The 25,746-nt window shown below is 29.5% G+C and carries 19 protein-coding genes and 1 other annotated feature; of the genes, 3 read left to right on the forward strand and 16 right to left on the reverse strand.

What is annotated here, in order from left to right:
• Positions 1–107: 107 nt before the first annotated feature.
• The 3 genes from T514_RS24125 to pepT form a co-directional block, all read right to left on the reverse strand.
• A complete protein-coding gene (locus T514_RS24125) occupies positions 108–1,892 on the reverse strand; it encodes a methyl-accepting chemotaxis protein (RefSeq protein WP_051541913.1) in 1,785 nt (594 codons plus the stop codon).
• 846 nt (positions 1,893–2,738) lie between these two features.
• Complete coding sequence (locus T514_RS24130; RefSeq protein ID WP_051541915.1) at positions 2,739–4,547, reverse strand: PAS domain-containing sensor histidine kinase; 1,809 nt, start codon at positions 4,545–4,547, stop codon at positions 2,739–2,741.
• A gap of 244 nt (positions 4,548–4,791) precedes the next feature.
• A complete protein-coding gene (pepT, locus tag T514_RS0107640) occupies positions 4,792–6,018 on the reverse strand; it encodes a peptidase T (protein WP_027624240.1) in 1,227 nt (408 codons plus the stop codon).
• A gap of 186 nt (positions 6,019–6,204) precedes the next feature.
• Between pepT and T514_RS0107645 the strand changes: the two genes are divergently transcribed.
• Positions 6,205–7,137, forward strand: coding sequence for a patatin-like phospholipase family protein (locus T514_RS0107645; protein ID WP_027624241.1), 933 nt, complete (start codon positions 6,205–6,207; stop codon positions 7,135–7,137).
• Between the two features lie 83 nt (positions 7,138–7,220).
• A complete protein-coding gene (locus tag T514_RS27270) occupies positions 7,221–8,087 on the forward strand; it encodes a ferritin-like domain-containing protein (protein ID WP_242850570.1) in 867 nt (288 codons plus the stop codon).
• Positions 8,088–8,197: 110 nt separating this feature from the next.
• Here T514_RS27270 and T514_RS0107660 read toward each other — a convergent pair whose 3' ends face one another.
• The 6 genes from T514_RS0107660 to T514_RS0107685 all read right to left on the reverse strand — a co-directional run bounded on the left by T514_RS0107660 (position 8,198) and on the right by T514_RS0107685 (position 19,062).
• Positions 8,198–9,145, reverse strand: a complete 948-nt coding sequence (locus tag T514_RS0107660; RefSeq protein ID WP_027624242.1) for an L-lactate dehydrogenase — start codon at positions 9,143–9,145, stop codon at positions 8,198–8,200.
• A gap of 281 nt (positions 9,146–9,426) precedes the next feature.
• The gene (addA, locus tag T514_RS0107665; RefSeq protein WP_027624243.1) at positions 9,427–13,212 is read right to left on the reverse strand and encodes a helicase-exonuclease AddAB subunit AddA; all 3,786 of its coding nucleotides are present in this window, start codon (positions 13,210–13,212) and stop codon (positions 9,427–9,429) included.
• A gap of 140 nt (positions 13,213–13,352) precedes the next feature.
• Complete coding sequence (locus T514_RS0107670; RefSeq protein ID WP_027624244.1) at positions 13,353–14,849, reverse strand: UxaA family hydrolase; 1,497 nt, start codon at positions 14,847–14,849, stop codon at positions 13,353–13,355.
• A gap of 26 nt (positions 14,850–14,875) precedes the next feature.
• Positions 14,876–16,327 (reverse strand): tagaturonate reductase, encoded by a 1,452-nt coding sequence (locus T514_RS0107675; protein WP_027624245.1) that lies wholly within the window; start codon positions 16,325–16,327, stop codon positions 14,876–14,878.
• A gap of 303 nt (positions 16,328–16,630) precedes the next feature.
• On the reverse strand, positions 16,631–17,800 hold the full coding sequence (locus tag T514_RS0107680; protein WP_027624246.1) for a M20 metallopeptidase family protein: 1,170 nt from the start codon (positions 17,798–17,800) through the stop codon (positions 16,631–16,633).
• 68 nt (positions 17,801–17,868) lie between these two features.
• Positions 17,869–19,062 carry a hypothetical protein gene (locus T514_RS0107685; RefSeq protein ID WP_027624247.1) on the reverse strand — a complete coding sequence of 398 codons (1,194 nt, stop codon included), beginning with the start codon at positions 19,060–19,062 and terminating at the stop codon, positions 17,869–17,871.
• Between the two features lie 55 nt (positions 19,063–19,117).
• Positions 19,118–19,343, reverse strand: a binding site (T-box leader).
• A gap of 221 nt (positions 19,344–19,564) precedes the next feature.
• Here T514_RS0107685 and T514_RS0107690 point away from each other — a divergent pair.
• On the forward strand, positions 19,565–19,816 hold the full coding sequence (locus T514_RS0107690) for a CPF_0552 family protein (RefSeq protein WP_027624248.1): 252 nt from the start codon (positions 19,565–19,567) through the stop codon (positions 19,814–19,816).
• Between the two features lie 45 nt (positions 19,817–19,861).
• Here the strand turns inward: T514_RS0107690 and trpA are convergent, their stop codons facing one another.
• Genes trpA through T514_RS0107725 form a run of 7 tightly spaced genes read right to left on the reverse strand, consistent with a single transcriptional unit; the run spans position 19,862 to position 25,745 of the window.
• Positions 19,862–20,584 carry a tryptophan synthase subunit alpha gene (gene trpA / locus T514_RS0107695; protein ID WP_034868527.1) on the reverse strand — a complete coding sequence of 241 codons (723 nt, stop codon included), beginning with the start codon at positions 20,582–20,584 and terminating at the stop codon, positions 19,862–19,864.
• 9 nt (positions 20,585–20,593) lie between these two features.
• Positions 20,594–21,742, reverse strand: a complete 1,149-nt coding sequence (locus tag T514_RS0107700) for an iron-containing alcohol dehydrogenase (protein WP_027624250.1) — start codon at positions 21,740–21,742, stop codon at positions 20,594–20,596.
• A gap of 29 nt (positions 21,743–21,771) precedes the next feature.
• Positions 21,772–22,566: a BtpA/SgcQ family protein gene (locus T514_RS0107705; RefSeq protein ID WP_027624251.1), complete on the reverse strand. Its 795-nt coding sequence runs from the start codon at positions 22,564–22,566 to the stop codon at positions 21,772–21,774.
• A gap of 2 nt (positions 22,567–22,568) precedes the next feature.
• Complete coding sequence (locus T514_RS0107710) at positions 22,569–23,321, reverse strand: nucleoside phosphorylase (protein ID WP_027624252.1); 753 nt, start codon at positions 23,319–23,321, stop codon at positions 22,569–22,571.
• Positions 23,321–24,274: a PfkB family carbohydrate kinase gene (locus T514_RS0107715; protein ID WP_027624253.1), complete on the reverse strand. Its 954-nt coding sequence runs from the start codon at positions 24,272–24,274 to the stop codon at positions 23,321–23,323. The genes T514_RS0107710 and T514_RS0107715 overlap by 1 nt, the downstream gene beginning before the upstream one ends.
• Positions 24,275–24,841, reverse strand: a complete 567-nt coding sequence (locus tag T514_RS0107720; protein ID WP_027624254.1) for a cysteine hydrolase family protein — start codon at positions 24,839–24,841, stop codon at positions 24,275–24,277. It lies immediately after the preceding gene.
• Positions 24,834–25,745: an ABC transporter permease gene (locus T514_RS0107725; RefSeq protein WP_027624255.1), complete on the reverse strand. Its 912-nt coding sequence runs from the start codon at positions 25,743–25,745 to the stop codon at positions 24,834–24,836. The genes T514_RS0107720 and T514_RS0107725 overlap by 8 nt, the downstream gene beginning before the upstream one ends.
• Between the last annotated feature and the right edge of the window lies 1 nt (position 25,746).

Genomic DNA, 25,746 nt, shown 5'->3' on the forward strand with positions numbered 1-25,746 from the left:
AGGCAAATTTATCTACAGCTTTGCTTATACCATATTTACACTTTTAGATTAGTTATTTTAAATTTCAGCTTACATTCTATATTTATTTTAAAGAAGCTCTATGTAACCTAAGAATTATTTGATATTCTAAACTTCTTTGCTAAATCTTCTAATCGTACTGCTATATCTTTTAATTCTTCTGTCATCTTTAATACATTATTTACAGTTTCAGCTTGTTCACTCATTGATGCTGATACTTCCTCTGTAGAAGCAGCAGATTCTTCAGAAATTGCTGAAATTCCTTGAATTTTTCCAAGCACTTCTTCCTTATCATTGTCCACTTCTACTATGTTGCTAGCCAATGTATCTATATGCTGAAGTGTTATTTTTATCATTTTATCTACTTTCTCAAATCCTTCATTAGCATCTCCTACAGCTACATCAGCTTCTTTTACTGCCTCCTTACCCGAATCCATACTTATCTTAGCATTTGATATTTCTTCTTGTATTTCATTTACTATTTTTTCTATTTCTTTAGTAGACTCTGAAGTTTGTTCAGATAGTTTTCTTATCTCTTCTGCAACAACAGCAAATCCTTTACCTGCTTCTCCTGCTCTTGCAGCCTCTATAGCTGCATTTAAAGCTAAAAGATTTGTCTGTTCAGCTATAGATTGAATTGCATTTATTATATCACCTATAGATCCAGATTTCTCATCCAATATATTTATATTATCTCCTACTTGTTCTACAGCTTTTTTATTTAAATTGAATTTGTCTAGTAACTTGTCCATAGAAGACATTCCCTTAGTATTCATTTCTTTTACATCACTAGAATATTTTTTTACTTGTTCTGAACTATTAACTACAATATTTATTTTATTAGCAAGTGTGTCCAATTTTTCCACACCATTTTGTGCTTCTTTAGCTTGTTCTTGTGCTCCCTTTGCTATTTCATCTACAGTTAGAGTAACAGCCTCTATGGAAGCTGTAGTTCCATCTGTTGCCGCCGCCAAGTTTTGAGCACTACTTGAAATCTGTACTATACTATTATTTAATTGTTCTACTATTAACTTCAATGCTTCTCTCATTTTTATAACAGCTGTATTTATATCTCCAATTTCATCTTTATCATTAGTTAATTTGTCATCCTGAGTTTCAGAACTCAAATCTAGCTCTGAGGTAGCATTAATTAAATCTTTAACACTATTTATTCTTTTTATTATATTTTTTATTATAAACCAACCAATTGCCATAGATAATAGTACTGCAGCCACATCTATTAATCCTAATATTAGCAATACATTTCTTTTACTATCCTTACTCTCACTTATATTCTCTTCAGCATATTTCTGTACTGCCTCTCCAATATGCTCTATATTACGTCTTGCTAAATTAAACTTTGGCTCTTTTGACCTTTCTTGTACCATTTCTGTTGTACGATTATTTAGCTCTTTTACCGCTAAAACATTAGTAATTTTCACACATTCTTTTTCCCACTCATTAAAATTTCCTTCAAATTCTTCAAATTCACTCATAATATCTTTATTATCGTTTTCATTTTTGTATATAATGGAAATCTTTTTATTTCCCTCTATCATTTTTTTGCTCTCAGCCATTTGTTCTTTTACATTATTAATATTGTTATCCCTGTCTTTTATAAACTCCTTAAAATTTGGATCAGATCCATCAGTTAAAAATAAATTTTTTTGTGCATCCATTGCTTTATACATACTTGTATCAGCATTTAAGATTAAATTAGATACTTTATAACTCTGCTCATAAAGGGCATTAGTTAAATTTTGTTGTAAATAATTTAATGCAGTGATAGCTATAGCCATAGTTATGATTAAAGCTGTTATTGGAACAATTAATACTACCATTAGTTTCTTCTTCAGTTTAGCATTTTTAAGCATGAAAATCTCCCCTTTATAACCATATAAATTATTACTAAATATAAATTACCTAAATAAATCATATTTTTAGCAATTATACTTTATATTACAATTATATCATAAAAAATATATAATTTCCAATTTTTCAACTAAAAAATACAAAATCAAAATGAAATATATTAAAATAACAATTTTCCTTATTCGTCATATAATATATTAACCTACACTTTCTTCTATATAGTCATAATTTAAAACATGGCTTTGTACTTAGTAGGAGGTGATATTTATGTGTTGTTGTATATTCTTTTTCATATTATGGATAATATTTATATTATTTTTATTCTGGATTTTAAGATGGATATTTAATTGCTTCTGTTTTTGCCCCTGCTAAATTATAGTAACACTGCGGGAAAACCTACTTTAGGCTTTCCCTTTTTAGGACAAATAAAAAAATCCCTAGCTAAGGTTTAAAAAACTAAAGCTAGAGATTTTATTTGTCTAATTGTATAGACGAATTTGATTCTTTCATAAATATAAACATTAGGAGTGTGTACTCCAATGCTATCTCTCATCTCCTATCTATAAATTATTTAATAAATAGCTTAAATTTAAGCAATCTTCTTGTTTAAATTCTTGCTATTATTTTCTGGCTTTTCAATACTTTCTTCTAAGCACTCTTCTATAACATCTTCAGTTAATTTGAATTTTTTATCATCTTTCATATTTACACCTTCTTTCCAAATTATGTAAAAATAATTTTATCATATATTCTATTTTATCACTTTTATATACAAATGCAAGCTTTTTTTATAAGCTTGCATAAATGAAAACATTTAAAATTATTAATAAATTGTTAACTATCATATATTATGTGGTTAATAAATCTGAAAACTCTACTCCTATCATTTCCTTATCTACTTCATCTATATTTTCAATATTACCTTGTTCATTTATTATTCTACAAGGTAATTCTATTATAAATTCACTTCCACTTCCACATTCGCTTTTTACCTTAATTGTACCATGTTGCATTTCAATTAATGATTTTACAAGTGATAATCCTATCCCACTACCTTCATAATTTGCATTTGTATCCTTACTTGCCTGACCAAACCTTTCAAATATTATCTGTTGCTTATCCTTTGGTATACCTATACCAGTATCCTTTACAGAAATAATGATACTATTCTTTTTATCTAATAAATTCACATCCACCCTTCCTCCACTTGGAGTAAACTTAGTAGCATTAGATAATAAATTCAACATAATTCTTTCCATTTTCTCTGGATCGCAAGCTATAACTCTTTCTTCCACATCCGTATCAAATACTAGGTCTATTCCATTACTCTCCATATACTCTGCTACAGATAAAGTTGTCTCCTCAACTAAATTAACTATATTACAATTTTTTAAGTAAGCTTCATAAAATCCCGAATCTATTTTAGTAATATCTATTATATTATTTATAAGCTTCAAAAGTCTTAAAGAATTTTTCTTAAGCACTTTAATTCTTGTTTTTAGATCTACCCCATTATCTACTATAGATCCATTATCAATATATAATTCAATTAATTGAAAACTACTTAGCATAATATTTAAAGGAGTTCTTAGCTCATGAGATACATTAGCAAAAAATTCTGTTTTAAGTTTATCCGATTCTTTAGCCTTCTCTAATAATCTTACATTCTCATCTGCTTCCTTCTTTAATTCTTCATTTATCTTTCTTTCAGTAATATCTCTCCCAATCACGCCCATAGCCTTTCTACTTCCATCTTCATTATAGATAGGCACCTTTATTACATCAAAAACTTTACAAATTCCATCTCTATCAATAAACTTTTCCTCTCCCCTCCATACACCTTTTTTTCCCCAAGCCTTTTTATCTGTCTCAATAAATCGATATATGTCCTCTTTAAAATTAGATTTTATTTTTAATAATTCTTCATCGCTTTTTCCTATATAATCTACATTCTCAAGATTTAAAAACTTTCTATGTGCTTCATTAGCTTTTATATACTTTCCATTTTTATCTTTAAAGCATATTATATCTGGAGTAGCATTAATTATATTCTTTATTTGATCTTCATTCTCTCTTAGTAGTTTCTCTGTAGTTTTTCTTTTTTCTATATTATTTAATAACATAAGTATTATTATTATTAACATGCTAACTACAAATATGGCAAGATTCAAAATATGCTTTTTAGGTATTAAAAATAGATTTCTTTCCTTTCTATAAGTATTTTTTAACATTTTGCAAATTGCTTGATTATTAGCCCCATTAGAAAGTATTAATGGAGCCTTCCCCAAAAATTCCAAACCATATTTATTTATAAAATTAAAACTGTTACTATCATGTGCTACAATTAAATACAAATTATCTTCATTATATTTCTTCTTATAATCTTCAATAACTTGCTCTGCATATTTATTGTCATTTATTTTGTTGCTATCTAAATATTCCGTAACCAGATAACAATTGTGATTTTTTTCTATCTGAGATTTTATTTCTTGAAAGTTTTCCTTCTTAGCTTCATTAATTGATGAATAAGAGCCTATAAGTAAAACTTGTCTTTTTTCTTCATCAGCCGAGAAACAAATATCGTTATAAAAGAATATCCCAAGCAGTAATATAATTAATGTAAATATTTTTTTACATAAATCTCTTTTATCACCCATCTTTATCCTGCCCCCTATTTTATAAATTTTTAAATTATAGTTAAAAATTTATATATTAATATATAATATTGTCAAATGTTATCGCATAATTACTATTATAGTATAATATTAACATTACATATCTTATATTTCAACAAATTATAACAATACATTGACAATAATAAAGAAAAGACTGCATACTCATTAATAAATGTATGCAGCCTTTTACACATATATAACTATTATTTTATAAGTTTGTATTATTCTATAAATTTGTACCTAATTCAACTATATTTAATATTACTTCTACAGCCTTTTCCATAGCAAAAGTAGGAATATATTCATATTTACCATGAAAATTATGTCCCCCAGTAAATATATTAGGAGTTGGAATTCCCATAAAAGAAAGTCTTGCTCCATCTGTACCTCCTCTTATTGGAGTTACCTTAGGAGTAACTTCTGCCTTTTCCATAGCCTTATAAGCAATATCAACAATATATTTTACAGGCTCTACCTTTTCTCTCATGTTATTGTATTGATCTTTCAATTCCAAAATAATGGTATTTTTTCCGTACTTGTCATTTAAATTTTGAACTATATTCTTTAAATATTCTTTTCTTTTTTCAAAATTATCTTTATCAAAATCCCTTATTATGTAGCTTAATTTTGTTTCTTCTATTTCACCATTTATAGATGTTAAATGATAAAACCCTTCATAACCTTCAGTTTTTTCTGGGACTTCATTTTCTGGAAGGCTTCTCATTAACTCACTAGCTATAGTAATTGAATTTATCATTTTATCCTTAGCATAACCTGGATGAACATTTCTTCCAGTTATTAATATTTTGGCTCCAGCAGCATTAAAATTTTCAAATTCTAGCTCTCCAATAGCTCCTCCATCTATAGTATAAGCAAAATCAGCTCCAAATTTTTTCACATCAAAATGATCTGCTCCAGCTCCAATTTCTTCATCTGGAGTAAATGCCACACATATTTTTCCATGTTTAATTTGAGGATTATGAATTAAATAATTCATAGAAGCTATAATTTCCGCTATACCAGCTTTATCATCTGCTCCTAAAAGTGTAGTTCCATCTGTGGTTATTAAAGTTTTTCCTATATAATCTTTAAGTTCTAGAAAATCCTTAGGTGATAAAACTATATTTTTATTTTCATTTAACACTATATCTTCGCCATTATAATCTTCTACAAATCTAGGCTTTACATTTTCGCCACTCATATCTGGACTTGTATCCATATGTGCAATAAAACCTATTGTTGGAACCTTTTTATCTATATTGGAAGGGATTTCCCCCATAACATACCCATTTTCATCTACTAAAACATTTGATAATCCAATATCTTTTAGTTCTTTTCCAAGTTCTTTAGCAAAAACCATTTGTCCAGGTGTACTTGGTGTTACATTTGTAAATTCATCTGATTTCGTATTATAGGTAACATACTTTAGAAATCTTTCTATAACATCTGACATCTAATCACTCCTCACTAAAAAATTAACTTTTTTACGTTTATTATACTCTTTTTATTTTTTTTAATCCACAATTTATCCAGTAACACAGCCAAAACATTCATTGAATACACTATATTAAGCATATAAAATAATAGTTTAAATTTAATAAGAAAATTTTGTGCAATACTTTGTTAAGGAGGTTTTTAATTGAACGCAAATGCAATTTTTGAAGGTGGCGGTATGAGAGGAATTGGTATAATAGGAGCCCTTTCTTATTTTGAGCAAAAAGGTTACACTTGGAACAAAGTTGCTGGCACTTCTGCTGGCGCTTTGATAGCTTCTCTGATTTCTGCAGGATATTCATCTAAGAATCTTAAAGACATGATAATAAATTTAAACTTTTTAAAATTTTTAGATGCCAACAAACTTCAAAGATTTCCACTAGTGGGGAAAGCTATCGGTTTTGTTAAAGAAAAAGGACTTTATTCAGGAGACTATTTAGAGGATTGGGTAAATAATCTATTAACAGTTAAAAAAATATATAGTTTTGGTGATCTAAAATCTAATGGAAAAGGAGATCTTAAAATAATAGCTTCAGATATAACTAAAAGAAGAATATTAACATTACCAGATGATTTACCATCCTATGGAATAGATCCAGACAGTTTCTCCATTTCTAAAGCTGTTAGAATGAGTGTAAGTATTCCTTTTTACTTTAAACCTGTAGAACTTAAAGGCAAAGATGGAATTAGCTATATTGTTGATGGTGGAATTTGTTGCAACTTCCCAATAGATATATTTGATGAAGATACTCCTCCTACTATCCCTACTTTTGGGTTTAAATTTAATAATATCAATTTAGGTTATACAGCATCCGGGAAAACAGATCCACTATCTTTCCTTTTTGATATAGCAGACACAATGAAAAGTCAGCAAGATGCACCCTGGACGCAAGAGGAAAATATTAAAAGAACTGTATTTATTCCAACCCTTGGAGTAGATCCTATTGAATTTAATATTTCAAAAGAAAAAAATATAGCTCTCTTTAAATCAGGCTACAGAAGTGCTAGAGACTTTCTGCAAAAATGGAACTTTGAAACATATATCCAAAAATATTATGCTAATTTTAATACTAATTAGATAATGTTGTAATTAAATTATTGATTTTATACAGCAAATAATATATACTAAATAATAGCAATTATTATTTAGGAGCTGATTATTTGAATAAAATTATAAATTTTGATGAACTTATAAATAAATTAAGTAACTGCTGCTTTGGCACTAATGCCTGTGGCTATTGTAAAAATGAAAAATGCTTAATAGGTTACTGCAAGACAAGTATTACTTCTTGTATAAAAACTGATAATGAATTTGTTGAAAATGGAATAGGAAAAATTCCTTTTTCAGATGGAAAACTTTATGATGATTTATCTCTAGCTGACTGTTTAGCTAGTGTATTGAACCAATGTAGTAATTGCAGCTTATACCACGATGACGACTGTATTGTAAATGTAATAAGAAGTGTTATAGAAGTAGCCTTAATAGGAGAACCCATTAAATATACTGGTAGTGTTTTAGTTTATTTAGAAGACCTAAAACAAAAAGATAGGAATTTATATGAAAGAATATTTTCTATGTATAAAGAAAAAAGAAAAGTTAATTATAAAAAAACAGAAGAAAAACTCTCCTTTAAAGAAACTGAAGATACTGATTTAGAGAAATATGTAACACAAAATTTTAACGGTGAAACTAAGGAAGCAGGCATATACCTTGCCATGTCAATGCAAGCAGAAAAACTTGGCTATGATAACATTGCAGAAAAATTAAAAGAAATAGCCTTTGAAGAAGTTTATCATGCTGCAAATTTTGCTACTTTAAACGGTATGTTAAAAGAAGATTTATTTGCCAATATTAAACTCATGTTAGAAGGCGAATTATTTGCTGTATCTGATAAAAACAACATTAGTAAAAAAGCAAAAATTAAAGGTTTAATGGAAGCTAGTAATTACTTTAAAAAAGCCTCAAAGGATGAAGAACGTCATGCTTCCATACTAAAAGAACTATTAAATGAAAATAATGTTTTTTAAATTAAATTCCTTCATAGACATGTATTCTTAAAGCTAATTGGCAAAATTATAAAGCTCAGATGGATTTTTTATGTTTTCCATCTGAGCTTTATTTAATGTAAATATTATTTTTAAAATTGAATTTTCTCTAAGTTTTCCTTAAGTACCTGAGCTGATTCTTTTAATTCCTTTTCTTCCTCAGGATTTAACTTTACTTCTAATATTCTCTTTATTCCGCCTTCACCTATCACTGAAGGTACTCCCATATATATTCCCTCTATTCCAAATTGCCCCTTAAGCAATGAAGATACAGTAAGTATTGAATTTTCATCTCTAATTATGGCCTCTACAATTCTTTTCACTGCTAAAGCTACAGCATAAGCTGTGTATCCCTTTCTATTCAGCACCTCATAAGCAGCATTTTTAACTTCTTCTGGTATTCTTTTCTTAAAATCTCCACTACAAGTTTTACAAATATTATTGCAGTAATCTTCAACAGAAATACCAGCTATATTTGTAAGGCTCCATGCAGCTATTTCAGAATCTCCATGTTCTCCTAAGATATAAGTATGGACATTTCTTACATCTATTTTAAAATGATCACTTAAAAGATATCTAAATCTAGAAGTATCTAGAACTGTTCCTGAACCAATAACTCTTTCTGCTGGAAATCCAGATAATTTATATGTCACATAAGTTAATATATCTACAGGATTTGATACCACTAATAATATAGAGTTGGGGCTATATTTAACCACCTCTGGCACTATACCTTTAAATATATTAAAGTTTTTATTTATCAAGTCCAGTCTTGTCTCCCCTGGCTTTGGTCCTGCCCCTGCTGTTAATATGACTATATCTGAATCTTTAGTATCCTTATAATCTCCAGATATTATATTTACAGGCTTAACAAAAGAAACTCCATGAGCTAAATCCATTGCCTCTCCTTCTGCCTTTTCTTTATTTATATCAACTATAACAATTTCTGAGGCTAACCCTTCCATCATAAGAGCATAAGCCGTAGTAGAGCCAACAAAACCTGCACCAACTATGGATATCTTAATTCCTTTTCTATTCATATCTATTACCACCTTATCTACTAATTTCCTTGTTGTTAATATTATATATTAGTTAATAATAATTATCAAGTAATTTTTATTTAATTATGTCCTGAATTATTATTCCCTAGGAAATCATAAATATTATAACTTAGGTACATTTAAAAAATAAATAAGTCAGTATGCTAGGCTATTTTGCATCATACTGCGTCATCAGAACCCACTGATAGCTCTACTAGCAGTAGAACCTGCTTCATTGTCTGATACAAAATATCCGTCGCATCTTTGACTTCTTATTTATTTTAATGTACCTTAAGAAAATCATCAATATGAAAAAGATATAAATAGTTTTCCTTAACCTTTTTTCCGGTTATTCTTTCTAAAGCTTCACTATAATATTTTAATTGTAGTGAATACTTTTTCTTTATCTTATCAATATCATCAACATAATCTGTTTTGTAATCTACTATAACCAAACCATCATCTTCTTCAAAATAAAGATCTATTACTCCTTGAATAAGTACTTTTTCCTCACCATATATTTCTTCCGGCAGCTCTTTAAATATATCTGTACTCTTTATTTCTATATAAAAGGGAGTTTCTCTTTTTACTAGAGATGATTTTTTTACCCTTTCCCCTAATGAATTTTTGAAAAACTTAAGTATTTTTTCTGCTTTTATTACTTTTGCCTGATCCTCTGTTAAAAATTCATTCACTATCATTAAATTTATTTGATTATTTATATCCTCTACAGTAGCTATTTTATCTATATCCATATGTTGCATTACAAGATGCATTAAAGTTCCCTTTTCAGCTGATGAAAACTTCTTTACCTTTTCTAAAAATAAAGGTTTTTTAAGAAAAGACGCTTTAACAATTGGTTCTGAGTTTTCATTATCTATTATAGAAAATCTTCTTTTAAGTTCAGATACAGAAAACTTTGCAGGTATAGTACAAGATTGTATATACTTGTAATTCCAAGTAAGCCTTTTTTCCAATTCATCTTTGTATTTACTGCTTTCAGCTGAAAACTGTAATGTTTCTAATTCTTTCAATATATCTCTTTCTTCTATTTCTAATTTATCTGACTCTATAAGTTCATCTCTACTCCATATTTTCACCTTCCATTTTGATTCATCTAATATTATTTTTTCTCCTGAACTACTTACTCCAACTTTTTCCCTCAAACATATCCCGTCTTTGTGCCTTGAAATAGCTGGAACTATCCAATCTAAATAATTTTTTCCTTCTATTAAAGCATATTCAGGTATTTTATCATCTTCCTCCATACCTATATGACACCATTTATCTATATTATTATCTAGATTATTTACCATTCCTGTAATAATAAGTTTTTCCTTTGCTCTAGTAAATGCTACATAAAGTATTCTCATTTCCTCAGAAAGAGTTTCTATTTTTATTTTGTTTTTTATAATTTGCTTTATAATTGTAGGATAACTTATTCTTTTTTCTAAATCCACATACTCTGGCCCTAATCCTAACTGTTGATGATATAGTACATTTTTTCTAATATCCTGAAGATTAAAGTTTTTACCTGTACCAGCTAAAATAACTACCGGAAACTCTAATCCTTTGCTCTTGTGTATACTCATAATTCTTACCACATCTTCATTTTCTCCAAGTATTTTAGCACTTCCCATATCACCACTACTGTTTTTTAATTTATTTATAAAGTTTATAAAATTAAATAGCCCTCTATAACTTGTATTTTCATACTGTTTTGCTCTTTCAAATAATATTCTCAAATTAGCCTGCCTTTGCAAACCTCCAGGAAGAGCTCCTACAAATCCATAATAACCAGTATCAGTATAAATGTGCCATATAAACTGATCTATACTCATATTAAGCGATTTTTCTCTCCATTCACCTAGTTTAATTAGAAAACCTTTAACCTTTTTTATAAAGCTTTCCTGTAGACCTTTGACATAATTAATTTCTTCATCAGTACATGCTTCTATGTTACTAATTTTCTTTAACCCTTCATATATGCTTATTTCACTATTCACAAGTCTTATATCTATAACATCTTCCGCAGTAAAAGAAAATATAGGGGATCTTAATGCTGCAAGAAGAGGTATATCTTGTCTTGGATTATCTATTATTTGAAGCAATGCTAAAACTGTTTTAATCTCCATAGTTTCAAAATATCCAGAAGAAGTATCTGCAAACACTGGAATTCCCCTATTATTAAGCTCCTCCATAAATATAGGAGCCATTTGAGATGTGGCTCTCATAAGTATTACAATATCTCTATATTGAATATCTCTATAATTTTGGGTATTCTTATCTAATACCTTAAAAGGTCCATTTTCTCCTGCTATAAGGTTATTAATTATTTTAGCTACCATATCTCCTTCTAATTGTATGTTATCTGGCTGTTCCTGTTCTTCAGTAAATATCCCATTATCATACTCATCATAAGAACTTATATCCTGAGTGTCAGCACCACCCTTTTCCATAATGTGCATTTCTATAGGGCCTGCATAATTTATATTTTCTTCTGGAATAACAAATTCCGCTCCCGGATTTAATTTTTCACCCTCATCATAATTCAACTCCCCAACACTTTTACACATTATTTGTTCAAAAATAAAATTAACACCATCTATTATTTCTCTTCTACTTCTAAAGTTCTTAAACAACTTTATCTTTCTATTAATGCTTTTTTCTTTCTCCGAATAACTGTTATATTTATCCAAGAACAATTCTGGCTTTGCCTGTCTAAATCTATAAATACTTTGCTTTACATCTCCTACCATGAACATATTAGGCTCATTAAGTTTTTCCTCTTCTAAAATTATATTTGGTTGCCTTGATACTGCATTCAATATAACTTCTTGTACAAAGTTACTATCTTGATATTCATCTATCATGATTTCTTCAAATTTCTTTCTGTACTCTATAGCTATTGAAGATGGAATTATTTCTTCTTTCTCATTAAAATCTGTTAATATTTCTAGTGCTAAATGTTCTATATCATTAAAATCTATAATATTTTTTTCTCTTTTCTTATCTTTATATATGTCATTAAACTCCATAACCAGTTTTGATAAACACTTTATCCTAGGATACATCTTTTGTAACGTTTCCCCTACATTATCACTACCAACAAATAAATCTTCCTTAATTTTTTCTATTTTTTCTTTAACCTTTTTTCTTATATCTAGTGCCTTATCTTTTATTTCCTTAATAGATTCATCTACTCTTTTTCTTGGAAGAGTTCCAAAACTAAAGTTCATAATTTTCATATTAACTTCATTCCAACAACTACTATTAGCAATAGCTGATACTACTCTTAGATCTTCTTTAAAAACCTCAATGTATTGTGCTAGTCCTTCCGTTTCTTCCAAAATTCTTAAGGCCCTTTCCATTTTGTTTTTTAACCCTGACATTTCTATCTTAACATCTTCTAATATTATGGTTGCCCATATAGAATCTTCAAATTTAAAATCCTCACCTACATTAAATCCTTCCGACACTTCAAAAAGCCATTTTTCTGGCCAAGGAAGACTTTGAGAAAAAGAATAAAGACTTTCTACCATTTCTAAAACCTTTATGTCATCTCTTCCTCCATATGAGTCCACCAATTGTAAAAATTCCTCTGTACAATTTTCTTCTTCATATTTTTCTTCAAATAATTCCTCCAAAGCCTCCTGTTTTAATAACACTGTTTCTGTTCCATCTCCCACTCTAAATGATGGATCTATATCTATTATATGAAAGTTATTACGTATAGCTTGAAGACAGAAAGAATGTATTGTAGTAATGTTAGCTTTATTAAGTAAGGTAAGCTGTCTTTGCAATCCTTTTGAATCTGGATTTTTATCTAATTCTTTAGATATGGCTTCTCCTACTCTTTCTTTCATTTCAGAAGCTGCTGCATTAGTAAAAGTTACTACTAAAATTTTATCTATATCTATAGGATTATCTTTATCCATTATTTTCTCTATAATTCTTTGAACCAATACAGCAGTTTTCCCTGCACCTGCTGCTGCTGCTACAAGCAAATTGCATCCTTTTGTATGTATAGCACTTTCCTGTTCTTTGGTCCACTTCATATCCGCCATGACTTTTCCTCCAATTCCTGAAAAAAGGACTTTCTTTTTAGAAAATCCTTTTAGATAGTAATAGTATATGTAATCATTTTATCATATTTAGTTTTTGATATTCATTATATTTATTTATTTTTCCTATATATTAACTAAAATTATAATGTAACTCCATTTTTTAAAATAGCTATTTCTCTAAAATTATTTCTTTCATTATTAACAAATTCACCACTAGCAACCTTTATTACATAGTTAATAAGTGTATCTAATATGTCATTTTGTAATTTATCTTCAATAAGTATACCTGCATTAAAATCTATCCAATGAGGTTTTCTATTAAATATTTCTGTATTAGTGGAGATTTTTATGGTAGGTACACAAGTACCAAATGGAGTTCCTCTTCCAGTAGTAAATAATACCATATGACAACCGCTAGCAGCTATAGCTGTTGAGGCCACTAAATCATTTCCAGGGGCACTTAAAAGATTTAATCCTTTTTTATTTTTATCCAATCTTTCACCGTATTTTAATACATTAACCACCCTTGCTTTCCCACCCTTTTGGACACAACCTAAAGATTTTTCCTCCAAAGTTGTTATACCTCCTGCTTTATTTCCCGGAGAAGGATTTTCACAAACAGGTTCACCATAACTCATAAAATATTTTTTAAAATCATTTACAAGATCCACAGTCTTATTGAATATAGCTAAATCCTCTGCTCTTTCCATAAGAATTGTTTCCGCACCAAACATCTCTGGAACTTCTGTAAGAATTGTAGTTCCCCCTTGTGATATTAGAAAATCCGAAAATATTCCTACTAATGGATTAACAGTTATACCAGATAATCCATCAGAACCTCCGCACTTAAGTCCAACTTTTAATTCACTTAATGGAATGTCTTTTCTTTTGTCATTTTTCATATTTTCATATAGAACTTTTAATATTTTTACCCCTTCTTCTATTTCATTCTCTACATCTTGGCATACTAAAAATTTAACCCTTTTTTCATTAAATTCACCTAAAGTATCTTTAAAAGTTTCTATTTGATTGTTTTCACAACCAAGTCCTAACACCAATACTCCTCCGCTATTAGGGTGATTTACTAAACCTTGCAATATATTTCTTGTATTTATATGGTCATCTCCTAATTGAGAACATCCATAGCTATGCTTAAAGGCTACTATACTATCTATATTTTCAACTTTCTCTTCCATTTTAAATCTTTCTATTATAGAATCTGCTACCCCATTTACACATCCTACCGTTGGAACTATCCATAATTCATTTCTTATACCAATTTCCCCATTTTCTCTTCTATAACCTTTAAAAGTTAAATTCCTGTTCTTCTCCTGGTTAAAAGGAATACTACTTTGATTAAACTCGTAATTTAAAACACTGCTTAAATTTGTTTTTATATTATGAGAATGAATAAATTCTCCTTTATATATATGCTTTATTGCATGTCCTATTGGAAAACCATACTTTATTATATCTTCATTCTTAACTATATCTTTTATAGCAATCTTATGTCCCTTTTTTATATCTTCTTTTAGTTCTACTTCTTCTCCCTGTATCTGTATGATTTGTCCCTTTCGTAAATCTGTTAAAGCTACAACTACATTATCATGCTTATTTATTTTTATAAATTCTTTCATGACTATCACCTACACCTTTAAAAAATTTACATAACTCTTTTTATTGCTTCTGTAATTCCTTCATTTTCAATATAGAATAAGTACTCTGTTACTTTATCCGTAAGTCCCTTAACTTTATTTAAATTCATCTTCCAGTTTTTTTCATAGCCTAATATAGTTTGGACTAAATTTCTTAAACTTTCTTTAGAACCATCATAGTTTGCCCAAGCTTCCTTATATAAAACTAAAATATCCTTGTTATCAACTAAATTAATATTTTCTCCATTTCTATTTCCTTTATAAAATTCCATTAATGCAGCTAAAGAAAATACCAGTTTGCTCGGAAGTTCATTGTTTATATTTACATACTGCAATAGAGAAGGTAAATCTCTTGTTTCAAATTTTGACATAGAGTTTAAAGCTATACTCATTAAATAATGTTTTACATAGGGGTTTTTAAATCTTTCTATTACTGATTCTGCAAATTCTTCTAATTCTTCTTTTGATAAATTTAAGGTTGGAATTATTTCTTTATAAACTAAATCTGTTACATATTTACCTATAACCTGATGATTCATAACTTCTTCTACAGTATTTAAACCGTACAGATATGCAACAAAAACCATAGCAGTATGAGCACCATTTAAGATTCGTACCTTCCTTGTTCTATATGGAGCCATACTATTAACAAACTTTACATTTAGTCCTGCCTTGTCCACAGGGAATTCATTCTTAATCCATTCTGGTCCTTCTATTACCCATAGATGGAACTGTTCTCCTACATCTACTAATTGATCTTCATAACCTAATTCTTTTCTTACTTCTTCTATTCTATCCTTTGGATATCCTGGAACTATCCTATCTACTAATGAACAACAAAAAACATTTGCTTCATTGATCCAATCTATAAACTTCTTTTCTAAATTCCAGATTTCTGCATACCTCAAAACTAAATTCTTTAATTTTTCTCCATTTCTGTCTATAAGCTCACAAGGTATAATTATAAACCCTTTGTTTTTATCTCCTTTAAATGTTTTGAATCTGTGATATAAAAAAGCAGTTAATTTTGCTGGATAGCAGCTTTGAGGTAAATCTTCTAACTTGTCATTTTCATTAAAAGAAATACCTGCTTCTGTTGTATTTGAAACTATAAATCTAAGTTCCGGGTTTTCTGCTAACTTTAAATATTCATTATAATTTTCATAAGGATTAATTCCTCTACTTATACTATTTACAATTTTATGTTCTCTTACAGCTATACCATTCTTTAAACCTTGAAGATATAAAGTATATAATCCATCCTGTTCATTTAATTTATTTACCAATCCATTATTGATTGGTTGAACTACCACAACACTTCCATTAAAAAGTGCCTTTGTATTCATATCATCAATTATCCAATCTACAAATGCCCTTAAAAAATTTCCTTCTCCAAACTGAAGTACTTTTTCAGGATATTTTTTATACTCTTTAAAAAATTCCTTATTCAATATTTCCATTTTTCATCCCCCAATACAAAATTATTGTTAACGTGTGCAAAAACACTTAAAAATTTTTCTTATAACTTAACTATCCTAGTCATTAATATTTTGCACACAATTATTACATAAGTTTAATTTTGAAAAATGTTACATTGTTTACTGAAACATATAATACTTCTAATAATTATATCACAAAAATATATCCTTACCTGTATAAAATATTAAAAGTTAACTTTAAACCAAAAGGCCTATCTCAAAATAAGTTTTATAACCAACATATTGATTATTTTTCTGTTTTGAGACAGACCTTTTTTATACAAATTACCTATTTAAAAAATCTAAAGCCACTTGCGCATAACTACTTGCTCCTATAGGCAAAGCATCTTCATCTACGTTAAAGAAATTAGAATGATGAGAATAGCAACATTTCTTTTTTTCATTACGCCCTCCAAGAAACATCAATGCTCCCGGAACATGATTTAAATATTCGGAAAAGTCTTCAGACCCCATAACCTTTTCTATATTAATAACATTTTCTTTTCCAATTAATTTTTCTACTGCTTCTTTAGCTAAATTGGCTGAAACTTCTTCATTAATAGTAGGATCACATATGCAATCATATTTAAAATCATATTCGCAACCATAAGCTTCACAAGTATTTTTTATTACTTTTTCCATCCACTTTGGCATAGAGCTATGAGAATACTCTTCAAAGGCCCTATTCATTCCTGTAATTTCTGCTTTTGCAGGAACTACATTAAATCTTTCTCCTGCATTAATAGTTCCTACATTAATTACTATAGGATTTCTAACATCATTTACCCTAGTAGCTAACGTATGAAATCCCTGTAATACTGCTGTGGCACAAGTAATTGCATCTACCCCTTGCCAAGGAGAAGACCCATGACATGATTTACCTTTAATTGTAAGCTTCCATACATCTCCTGAGGCCATAATTGGTCCTGGTTGTAAGCTTACTTGTCCTACTGGAACATCTGACCAAATATGCATGCCAAATATCATGTCTACCTTAGGATTTTCTAGTACTCCTTCCTTTACCATTTTTTTAGCACCACTACCCATTTCTTCTGCTGGTTGAAAAATAAACTTTACAGTTCCATTTAGTTCACTTTTCATTTCTGAAAGTACTTTAGCTGCCCCTAATAACATAGCTGCATGGCAGTCATGTCCACATGCATGCATCATTCCTGGTACTTCTGAACTAAATTCCAGTCCAGTTTCCTCATTAACAGACAAAGCATCTATATCAGCACGAAGTGCTACCACCTTGCCTTCCTTATCTCCTTTAAGAAGTGCTACTACTCCAGTTTCTCCTATTGTAGTTGCCTGAAGCCCCATCTTTTCAAGCTCTTCTTTTATCCTTTTAGAAGTTCTATACTCCTTAAAAGATGGTTCTGGGTGCCTGTGAAAATCCCTTCTTAACTCTACCATCCAATTATAATACTTATTTGCTAATTCTAAAGTTTTCATCTATAAATCCCCCTTTATTATTATATATATTTATTTATATATTAGCTAAATCATGATATTAATAAAAACTAAAGCATCTTAACCATAACACCAGCCAATACAACAGATGCAATTGTAACTGTTACAAAACCTGCCACCAACATTTTAGGCAATATTTCATTTAGTATAAACTGCTTTTCTTCTGCGTTTTCACCTTCTGCATTAGCAACCTCTTGTGAAATTATAAATGTCCCAGGAAAACCAAAGAGTGCTGTTATACCTATAGCAAAAGACATTTGCCAACTATATCCTAACATTTTACCTACAGGAATACTTGCTAATCCTATTCCTATAACTCCTAATATTAAACTCATTACTAATGGCCATAGTAATGACACTACCATTTCAGGAGTAGCGTTTATCAAATTTGCAAATATTACTGTTAATAAACTTCCCATGGCAAGTCCAAATGTATTAGCTTTAGTCATACCATCCTTTTCAAGAAAACCTATTTCTTTCAAAATGACACCTACTATTAAGCACATAACATATTTGTTAATAACATTATTTGTTAAAGCAGCTATTTTAAAACTCAATAAAGTTGCTAAACCAAGCTTTGCTAAAATAATAGATGGTGTTTGAAATTCCTTTGGAAGCTCAGGAATAATAGCATATTTAGGTCTATTCTTTACATTTTCTGACGCTGATGCTATTTCTTCTATGGCAATATTCTTTTTTATAACTCCATTTTTTAAATTCTTTGACAGTCTCTTAGCTTCTCTGCTTAAACATAGTGAAGCAATTGGATATCCAAAGAATCCTTGCACTACCACTAGTAAAGTAGCAAAGACCATAATAGTTTGAAGTCCTTTTGCCTTAGCAGCCTCTCCCATCATAATTCCTGCAACTACTCCTCCAGCTATAGGTGGTGCTGCTGCTACAGAATAATTTCGTCCAATGATAGGTGTACCTACTAAATAAACAAAAATCGCAATTCCTATAATAGAAACCAAAGCTATTACAACAGTTTTCCATTGTTCAACAAGGTCTTTAATTCCCATTAATGTTCCCATATGTGTAATTAAAATTGCAATTAATATAGACCCCATTGGAAGTAGTGATGAATCCTTAAATATGGTTTTAGGAAGCCCCATCCAAAAACCAACAAGAAGTATAACTGAAGAAACAAATAAGGTTGAACAAATAGCCTTTGTTTTAGTAGATATAAAATCTCCAAAACCAAAAATGATAAATAGTACTGTGAATGCTAATAATCCATCCATAGTAATGCCCCCTTTTAAATTTATAAAAAAACCTCTATATATCTTAAAAAAGATATATAGAGGCGTATTAACACTGTACCACTCTACTTCATCATAAAAAATGATCTCATTATTAGGTCTAACAACCCTTTGCATTTTAACGGCTGCTCCCGTAAAGGCCTACTAAACCTTTCGGCCCTTAGATTCCAGGTTGATCATAGCTACTAGTTAGTACCAATTTTCACCATCCATTGACTCTCTTTAACTAACTACTGTAGTTTTCTACCTATCATCATCTTTAACTTGTATTTTTAGCGGTATTAAATTTGGATTTAAGCTAGATGTTATCATATGTATTTTACAATGTCAACCATATTTTGAAATTAATTTAATATTTTACATATGAAGTTTTTATGAAAGTAATCATTCATAATTTATAAAAATCTGTAGCACTAAATTTATGAATGTCTTCCATAAATTTAGTACATACTAATCATATATTGCAAATGAAAGGTGTGTTACTATGGATAAAACAACAATAATGGGTGTAAGCATTGATCCAAGAAATATTCATGCGGTAGATGTTCAAAATATTCTTACAAGACATGGATGTATAATAAAAACTAGATTAGGACTTCATGAAACTTCAAATGATTCTTGCTCTCATAAAGGAACAATTTTACTTCAACTTTGTGGAAGCAATGAAGAGATCCAAACATTGGAAAAAGATTTATTAGAAATAAAGGATGTAAATGTAAATAAAATGGAGATATAATCAAAAGGTGAATTGCCAGTTTAAAGCAATTCACCTTTTGAAAACTTATTCAATTCCTGATTTTAATTCTTTTATAAAAGCTTCCAATTCCTTAAAATCGTGCTGTTTCTTAAGTATTGCACTTCCTACAAAAACTCCATCTGCTCCTGCCTTTGATGCCATATTAACATCTTCTTTAGTTGAAATTCCAACTCCAGCATAAATAGGAGTTTTTATTCCTACATTTTTCAAATACTTTATACACTTATCTAAAGTATCATATCCTTCTTTGACTTTGCCATCTGGCTTTGCTTGTAAATACACAAAACCATTGGAATTTTTAGCTTCTTCTACCTCATTGTCTGGCATACCAAATGTCACATAGCAAGATATCTTTAAATTATTTTTCATTAATTCATTTGTAATAGTATCATCCTTTGTTCCTACAAGAATAATATCTTCTATAGAATTATCTTTGCAGTACTTAATAAACTTATTAAGACCTAACTCAATTATACTATGTTCATATATTAATAATAATAATTCTACATTAGGATTTTCTTCTCTTATTTTTGAAATACCATTAAAATATGCATCTGCATCATTACATTTTTCTATTGCCAACCTCATTCTTGAACTTATATATTCACTATCTATATATGCATTGTCTGTAGGGTAACTTATTTCAATAACATCACAACCAGATTTTGCATATACATCAGCTATTTTTATACTCTCTTCAATAGATGGATAACCATAAGATAAATATCCAATTAATTTAGTTTTCAAATTTTCCACCTACTTTCCATAATAAGCTTTTTTAAACAATTCTTTAAAGCCTTCTACATCTGGTATTACTGGATTTGTCTTTGTACAACCATCATTTTTTGCAATAGTTGCTAAATACTCTAAATTCTTTTCAAAATCCTCATCATTATTTATAACTTCTTTTAAATTAGCAGGTATATTAAGTTCTTTATTTAAATTTCTAACCATTTCCGCAAAGTCTTTTCCACCTAATATCTTCGCTAAATTATCATATTTTTTCTTAGCTTCTTCACTTTGCATATTGTACTCTACAATGTATGGAAGAATTATTCCATCAGCTAATCCATGAGCTACTCCATACTTACCACCTACAGTATGAGCCATACTATGTACAATTCCTAGAGATACATTAGTAAATGCAATACCAGCTATCATAGAAAAGTTCTGCATTTTTTCTCTGTATAATAACTCTTCTCCATGTCTACATGCTAGTGGTAAATACTTAAATATTTCTATTGCAGCTTTTTCTGCTAAAGTATCACTTAAATCATTAGCTCTGTTAGAAACATAAGCTTCTAACGCATGAGTTAATGCATCTATTCCTGTATCTGCCGTAATGTGTTCAGGCATTGAAGCTGTTATTCCTGGCTCAAGTAAAGCTATATCGGGCATCATTTCCATGTTTCCAATTCCAACTTTAATGTGCTTTTCTGGATCTGAAATAACTATAGATCTACTTACTTCACTAGCAGATCCACTAGTTGTAGGAATACATATCATTTTAGCTTTATTTCTTAAAGGTGGTATTACATTTGGTGCAGCTATATCTTCTAAAGTCTTAAACTGTGGGTGTTCATAAAATATCCACATAGCCTTTGCAGCATCCATTGCTGAACCTCCACCAAGTCCTATAATCCAATCTGGTTCAAATTTTTTCATTTCTTCTGCACCCTTTAATACAGTTTGGATGCTTGGATCTGGTTCTACTCCCCTAAATACTTTTGATTCTATTCCTGCTTCATTTAAATAATCTTGTATAATTTTTAAATATCCGCTTCTTTCAATGGATCCTCCACTTATAACTATTAAAGCTTTTTTACCATTTATCCCTTTTAAATATTCTAAGGCACCATTGCCAAACAAAACATAATCTCCTGCAAGTTTCATAGGTCTCATCATATTAGATCACTCCCTAAAATCAATTAATTTTATTTATTAATACTTTGAGTAAGTTCTTTAACTTTATTTATATCTACCTTATTCGTAACAACATTATCATATTTAAGACTTGAGCCTACAATAGCTCCATCTGCAATATTCATTTGTTCTTTTATATTTTTAGCACTAACACCACTTCCTATAATAACAGGACAATTTACATTTTCCTTAACTCTTTTTACTGTTTCAATTGGTGTTTCCATGCCTGTTGCTAATCCTGTTACTATTACAGCATCAGCACCACAGCTTACTGCTACATTTGCAGATTCAATTATATCAACATTTGGAATTAACATATGAGTATGTTTTACTTGAATATCTGCAAAAATCATAACTTCTTCTGCATTTATTTGCTTTCTATATCTTAAAGCTTCAGCACAACATGGTTCTAAAATACCTGCAAAACATTCCACAGTATCTACAAACACTGCAAGTCTTACAAAATCTGCGCCAGATGCTTTTGCACATGCTAATGCAGCTTTATAATCACAAAATGCTGCATCTATTCCTATTGAAAGATTGGTATTTTTCTTTATCACCGCTGCTGCTGCTGCTAATGCTGTAGATTGTTCTAAACTTAATTCCTTACCATATGGCATGTCCCCAAAGTTCTCTACCATAATAGCAGCTACTCCACCTTCTTCTAAGGCTTTTGTATCAAATAATGCTTGTTCATAGATTTTATCCATATCACCATCAAACATTGCTGTTCCTGGAAGTGGAAGTAAATGTACCATTCCAATTATAGCTTTTTTGCCTTTGAATATTTCATTAAATCTACTCAACTTTATTCCATCTCCTTTGAAGCATAAACTTTTATTCCATCAAGAACTATCTTTATTAAATCTTCTTCTGCCTTTATTCTATCTTCATCTTTCAAATAATCCTTTAGATTTTCAAGAACAGTAGTCATAGTAACTACACAACCCTTTATATTCATAAGGTTTGCAAGAGTTAAAACAACTCCTGATTCCATATCTATTCCACCGATATTATATCTCTTTAAATCTTCTATCTTTGCCTTTACATCTATGCCCATTTTCTTAGATAATCTTAATTCTTTCATTTCACTGTAGTATCCATCCATACTGCATATTATTGGATTTTCATATACTAAACCATTTTTCTTTGAACTTTCATTCATACAATTTATTAAATCATAATCTGCTACTGCTGGATAAGATGCATCTACATAAGTTTTGCTTGTAGATTCAAGTTTCATACATCCTCTTGGGATTACAACATGTCCTAAATTATCTGTAAGTCCCATGATTGTTCCAAGCCTCACTGCTACTTCCATTCCGCATTCATACATCTCTTCCATAGCTATCGCAGCAGAAGGACCTCCTATACCTGTTGATGTTACTGTAATTTTTACTCCTTCATAATAGCCTGTATAAGTATTAAATTCTCTATTGTATGCTATTTCTTTAACATTATCCATGTGTGCTACAATTTTTCTTACTCTTCCTGGATCACCTGAAAATATTACATATTTGCTTATCGTTTCTTTTGATACTCCCAAATATAATGAACCCATTAAAATTCCTCCTTATAGTTATCTTTATATCTTTTCATTAGTTCTTCTTCACTTGGTACATTTGTTAAACATCCCATTTTTTCAATTATAAATGATGATAAAACCGCACCTAATCTTCCACATTGCTCAATATCTTTACCATTTATATATGCAACCATAAAACCTGATAAATATGCATCACCTACTCCAGCTGTATCAACTACTGCTTTTGGTTTTGCAACTGGTATTATATATTTTTTAACTTCTCCATTTTTATATTGATATATTTCACTTCCACTTGCTCCCTTTGTCACAATAATTATCTTTGTAACATTGTTTTTAAAAGCTTCAGTTATATCCTTCATATTTAATGCTTTTTCTAATTCTAATTTTTCACTTTCATTCATTACTAAAATTTCGCAACCCTTTATTATTTGATCAATTATCTCTACTGTAAAGGATTTAAAATCACATTTCATACCAAGAACCATAGGTACATTATGCTTCTTACATAAATTTGCAAATTCAATATTATGCTTAGGATTTCCAACAGTAATTATTCCATATTTAGATCTTTTTATTGTATCTTCATTTAAATTCACCTGGTATTTTGTATCCATAGCTCCTTGATAAAATAATGTTATGTGTTCTCCATCTGGATTAGTAATAAGATAAGTACAAGACGTAACATCTTCCTTTATTTCATTTACACAATCCAATACTACCTCTTCGTCTTCCAAAAAACTTTTAAATCCTGAGCTTTCAAAGTCTTTTCCAACATTCATAGCTAAAGCGGTTTTTAAATTAAATGCGCTTCCTAAATATGCTACATTTACATTACATCCTCCAAAATAAGGAGTGTTATTATCTGCATTCGTTATAATTGAAGTTTTACAAAAGCATGGACAAGTCGCTGTTTTTATAATTCTATCAATACTAGGATACCCTACTGCTGTAAAATCAATATCCTTCATTTACAGTTCACCACCATCTAATTTATTGAATAGCTCTTCTTCTGTAAGAACAGTTCCATAATATTTATTTATATCTGTTAAATGAACTTCATTTACTACATCACTATTAGTTGCAACACAATTTTCAGGTACAATAACTTTATAGTTTAAAAAATAAGCATCATGCACTGTAGATCTTATACAACAGTTAGTTTTAGTTCCACATATTATAATATTTTCTACTCCATGCTCTCTTAAAATCAAATCCAAATCAGTTCCATAAAAAGAACTATATCTTCTCTTTATTACTGTAAAATCCGTTTCTTCATTGTAGCCAAGACATGGCATTATTTCATCTCCGCCTGTCCCATGTATGCAATGTTTTCTAACAGCTGCAAGTTCTGAGTCATATTTACCTGGCCTATGAGAATCTACCACAAATATAATCAAGGCATTTCTCTCTCTACATTTATCTATTACCTTTCTTATTCTTGGTAAAATCTCTTCATTTTGTGGATAATAAACAAGCCCATTAGGATCTGCAAAATCATAAACCATATCTATTACTAAAAGCGCTGTCTTATTCATCGAATCCCTCCCTTGATAATCTTCCTTTGTTTTGTACAATGGCAACAACAGTCAAAATAATTACTATAAAAATAAATGGTATCATTTGGATGAAACTACCTGGTATATTTAAGCTTTGTAATCGCATTTGTAAAGAATCTGCAAATCCAAATAATACACTAAATATAAATGTTCCAATAGGAGTACCCTTTCCACAGAAAATAGCTGCTAATGCAATAAACCCTCTTCCATTTGTCATATTTTCAACAAACATATTTAGGTTTTCCAAAGATAAATTAACACCTGCTAATGCACAAAATACTGAACTTATTAATACTGAAGAATATTTTATTTTGTTTATATTTAATCCAACAGCTTTTGCAGCTTCTTCATTTTCTCCAACAACCCTAACATATAATCCAAATTTTGTTTTATATATTATAAAATTTACTAATATTACAGATAGTAAACTTATATAAACTATAGGAGTTTGATTATTTAATATAGGGCCTATAAAAGGTATTTTATTTAACATCGGTATACTTATTCTATGAATTCCTACAATTTGAGGATTAGAAAATACACCTCTTGTACCAAAAGCAGTCTGCAAAATGTATGATGTCATACCTGCCGCAAATATATTTACAGCAAGTCCAATAATTATAAAATTACCTTTAAGTGATATTCCAAATACAGAAAATAACAATCCAGTGATTAATGATGCAATAACAGCTAATAATATCGCTATCCAAACATTTCCTGTAAGATAACTTACTATGACTGATACAAAAGCTCCGATAAGCATCATTCCTTCAAGAGCTATATTTAATACCCCTGCTTTATGTGTGAAAAGCCCTCCAAGTCCTGCAAGTATAATTGGTGCAGACATTCTAAGTGCTGAATTTAATATAGAAACTATATCCATA

This window comes from Clostridium lundense DSM 17049, assembly GCF_000619945.1.
GTDB classification, from domain to species: Bacteria; Bacillota; Clostridia; order Clostridiales; family Clostridiaceae; genus Clostridium_AO; species Clostridium_AO lundense.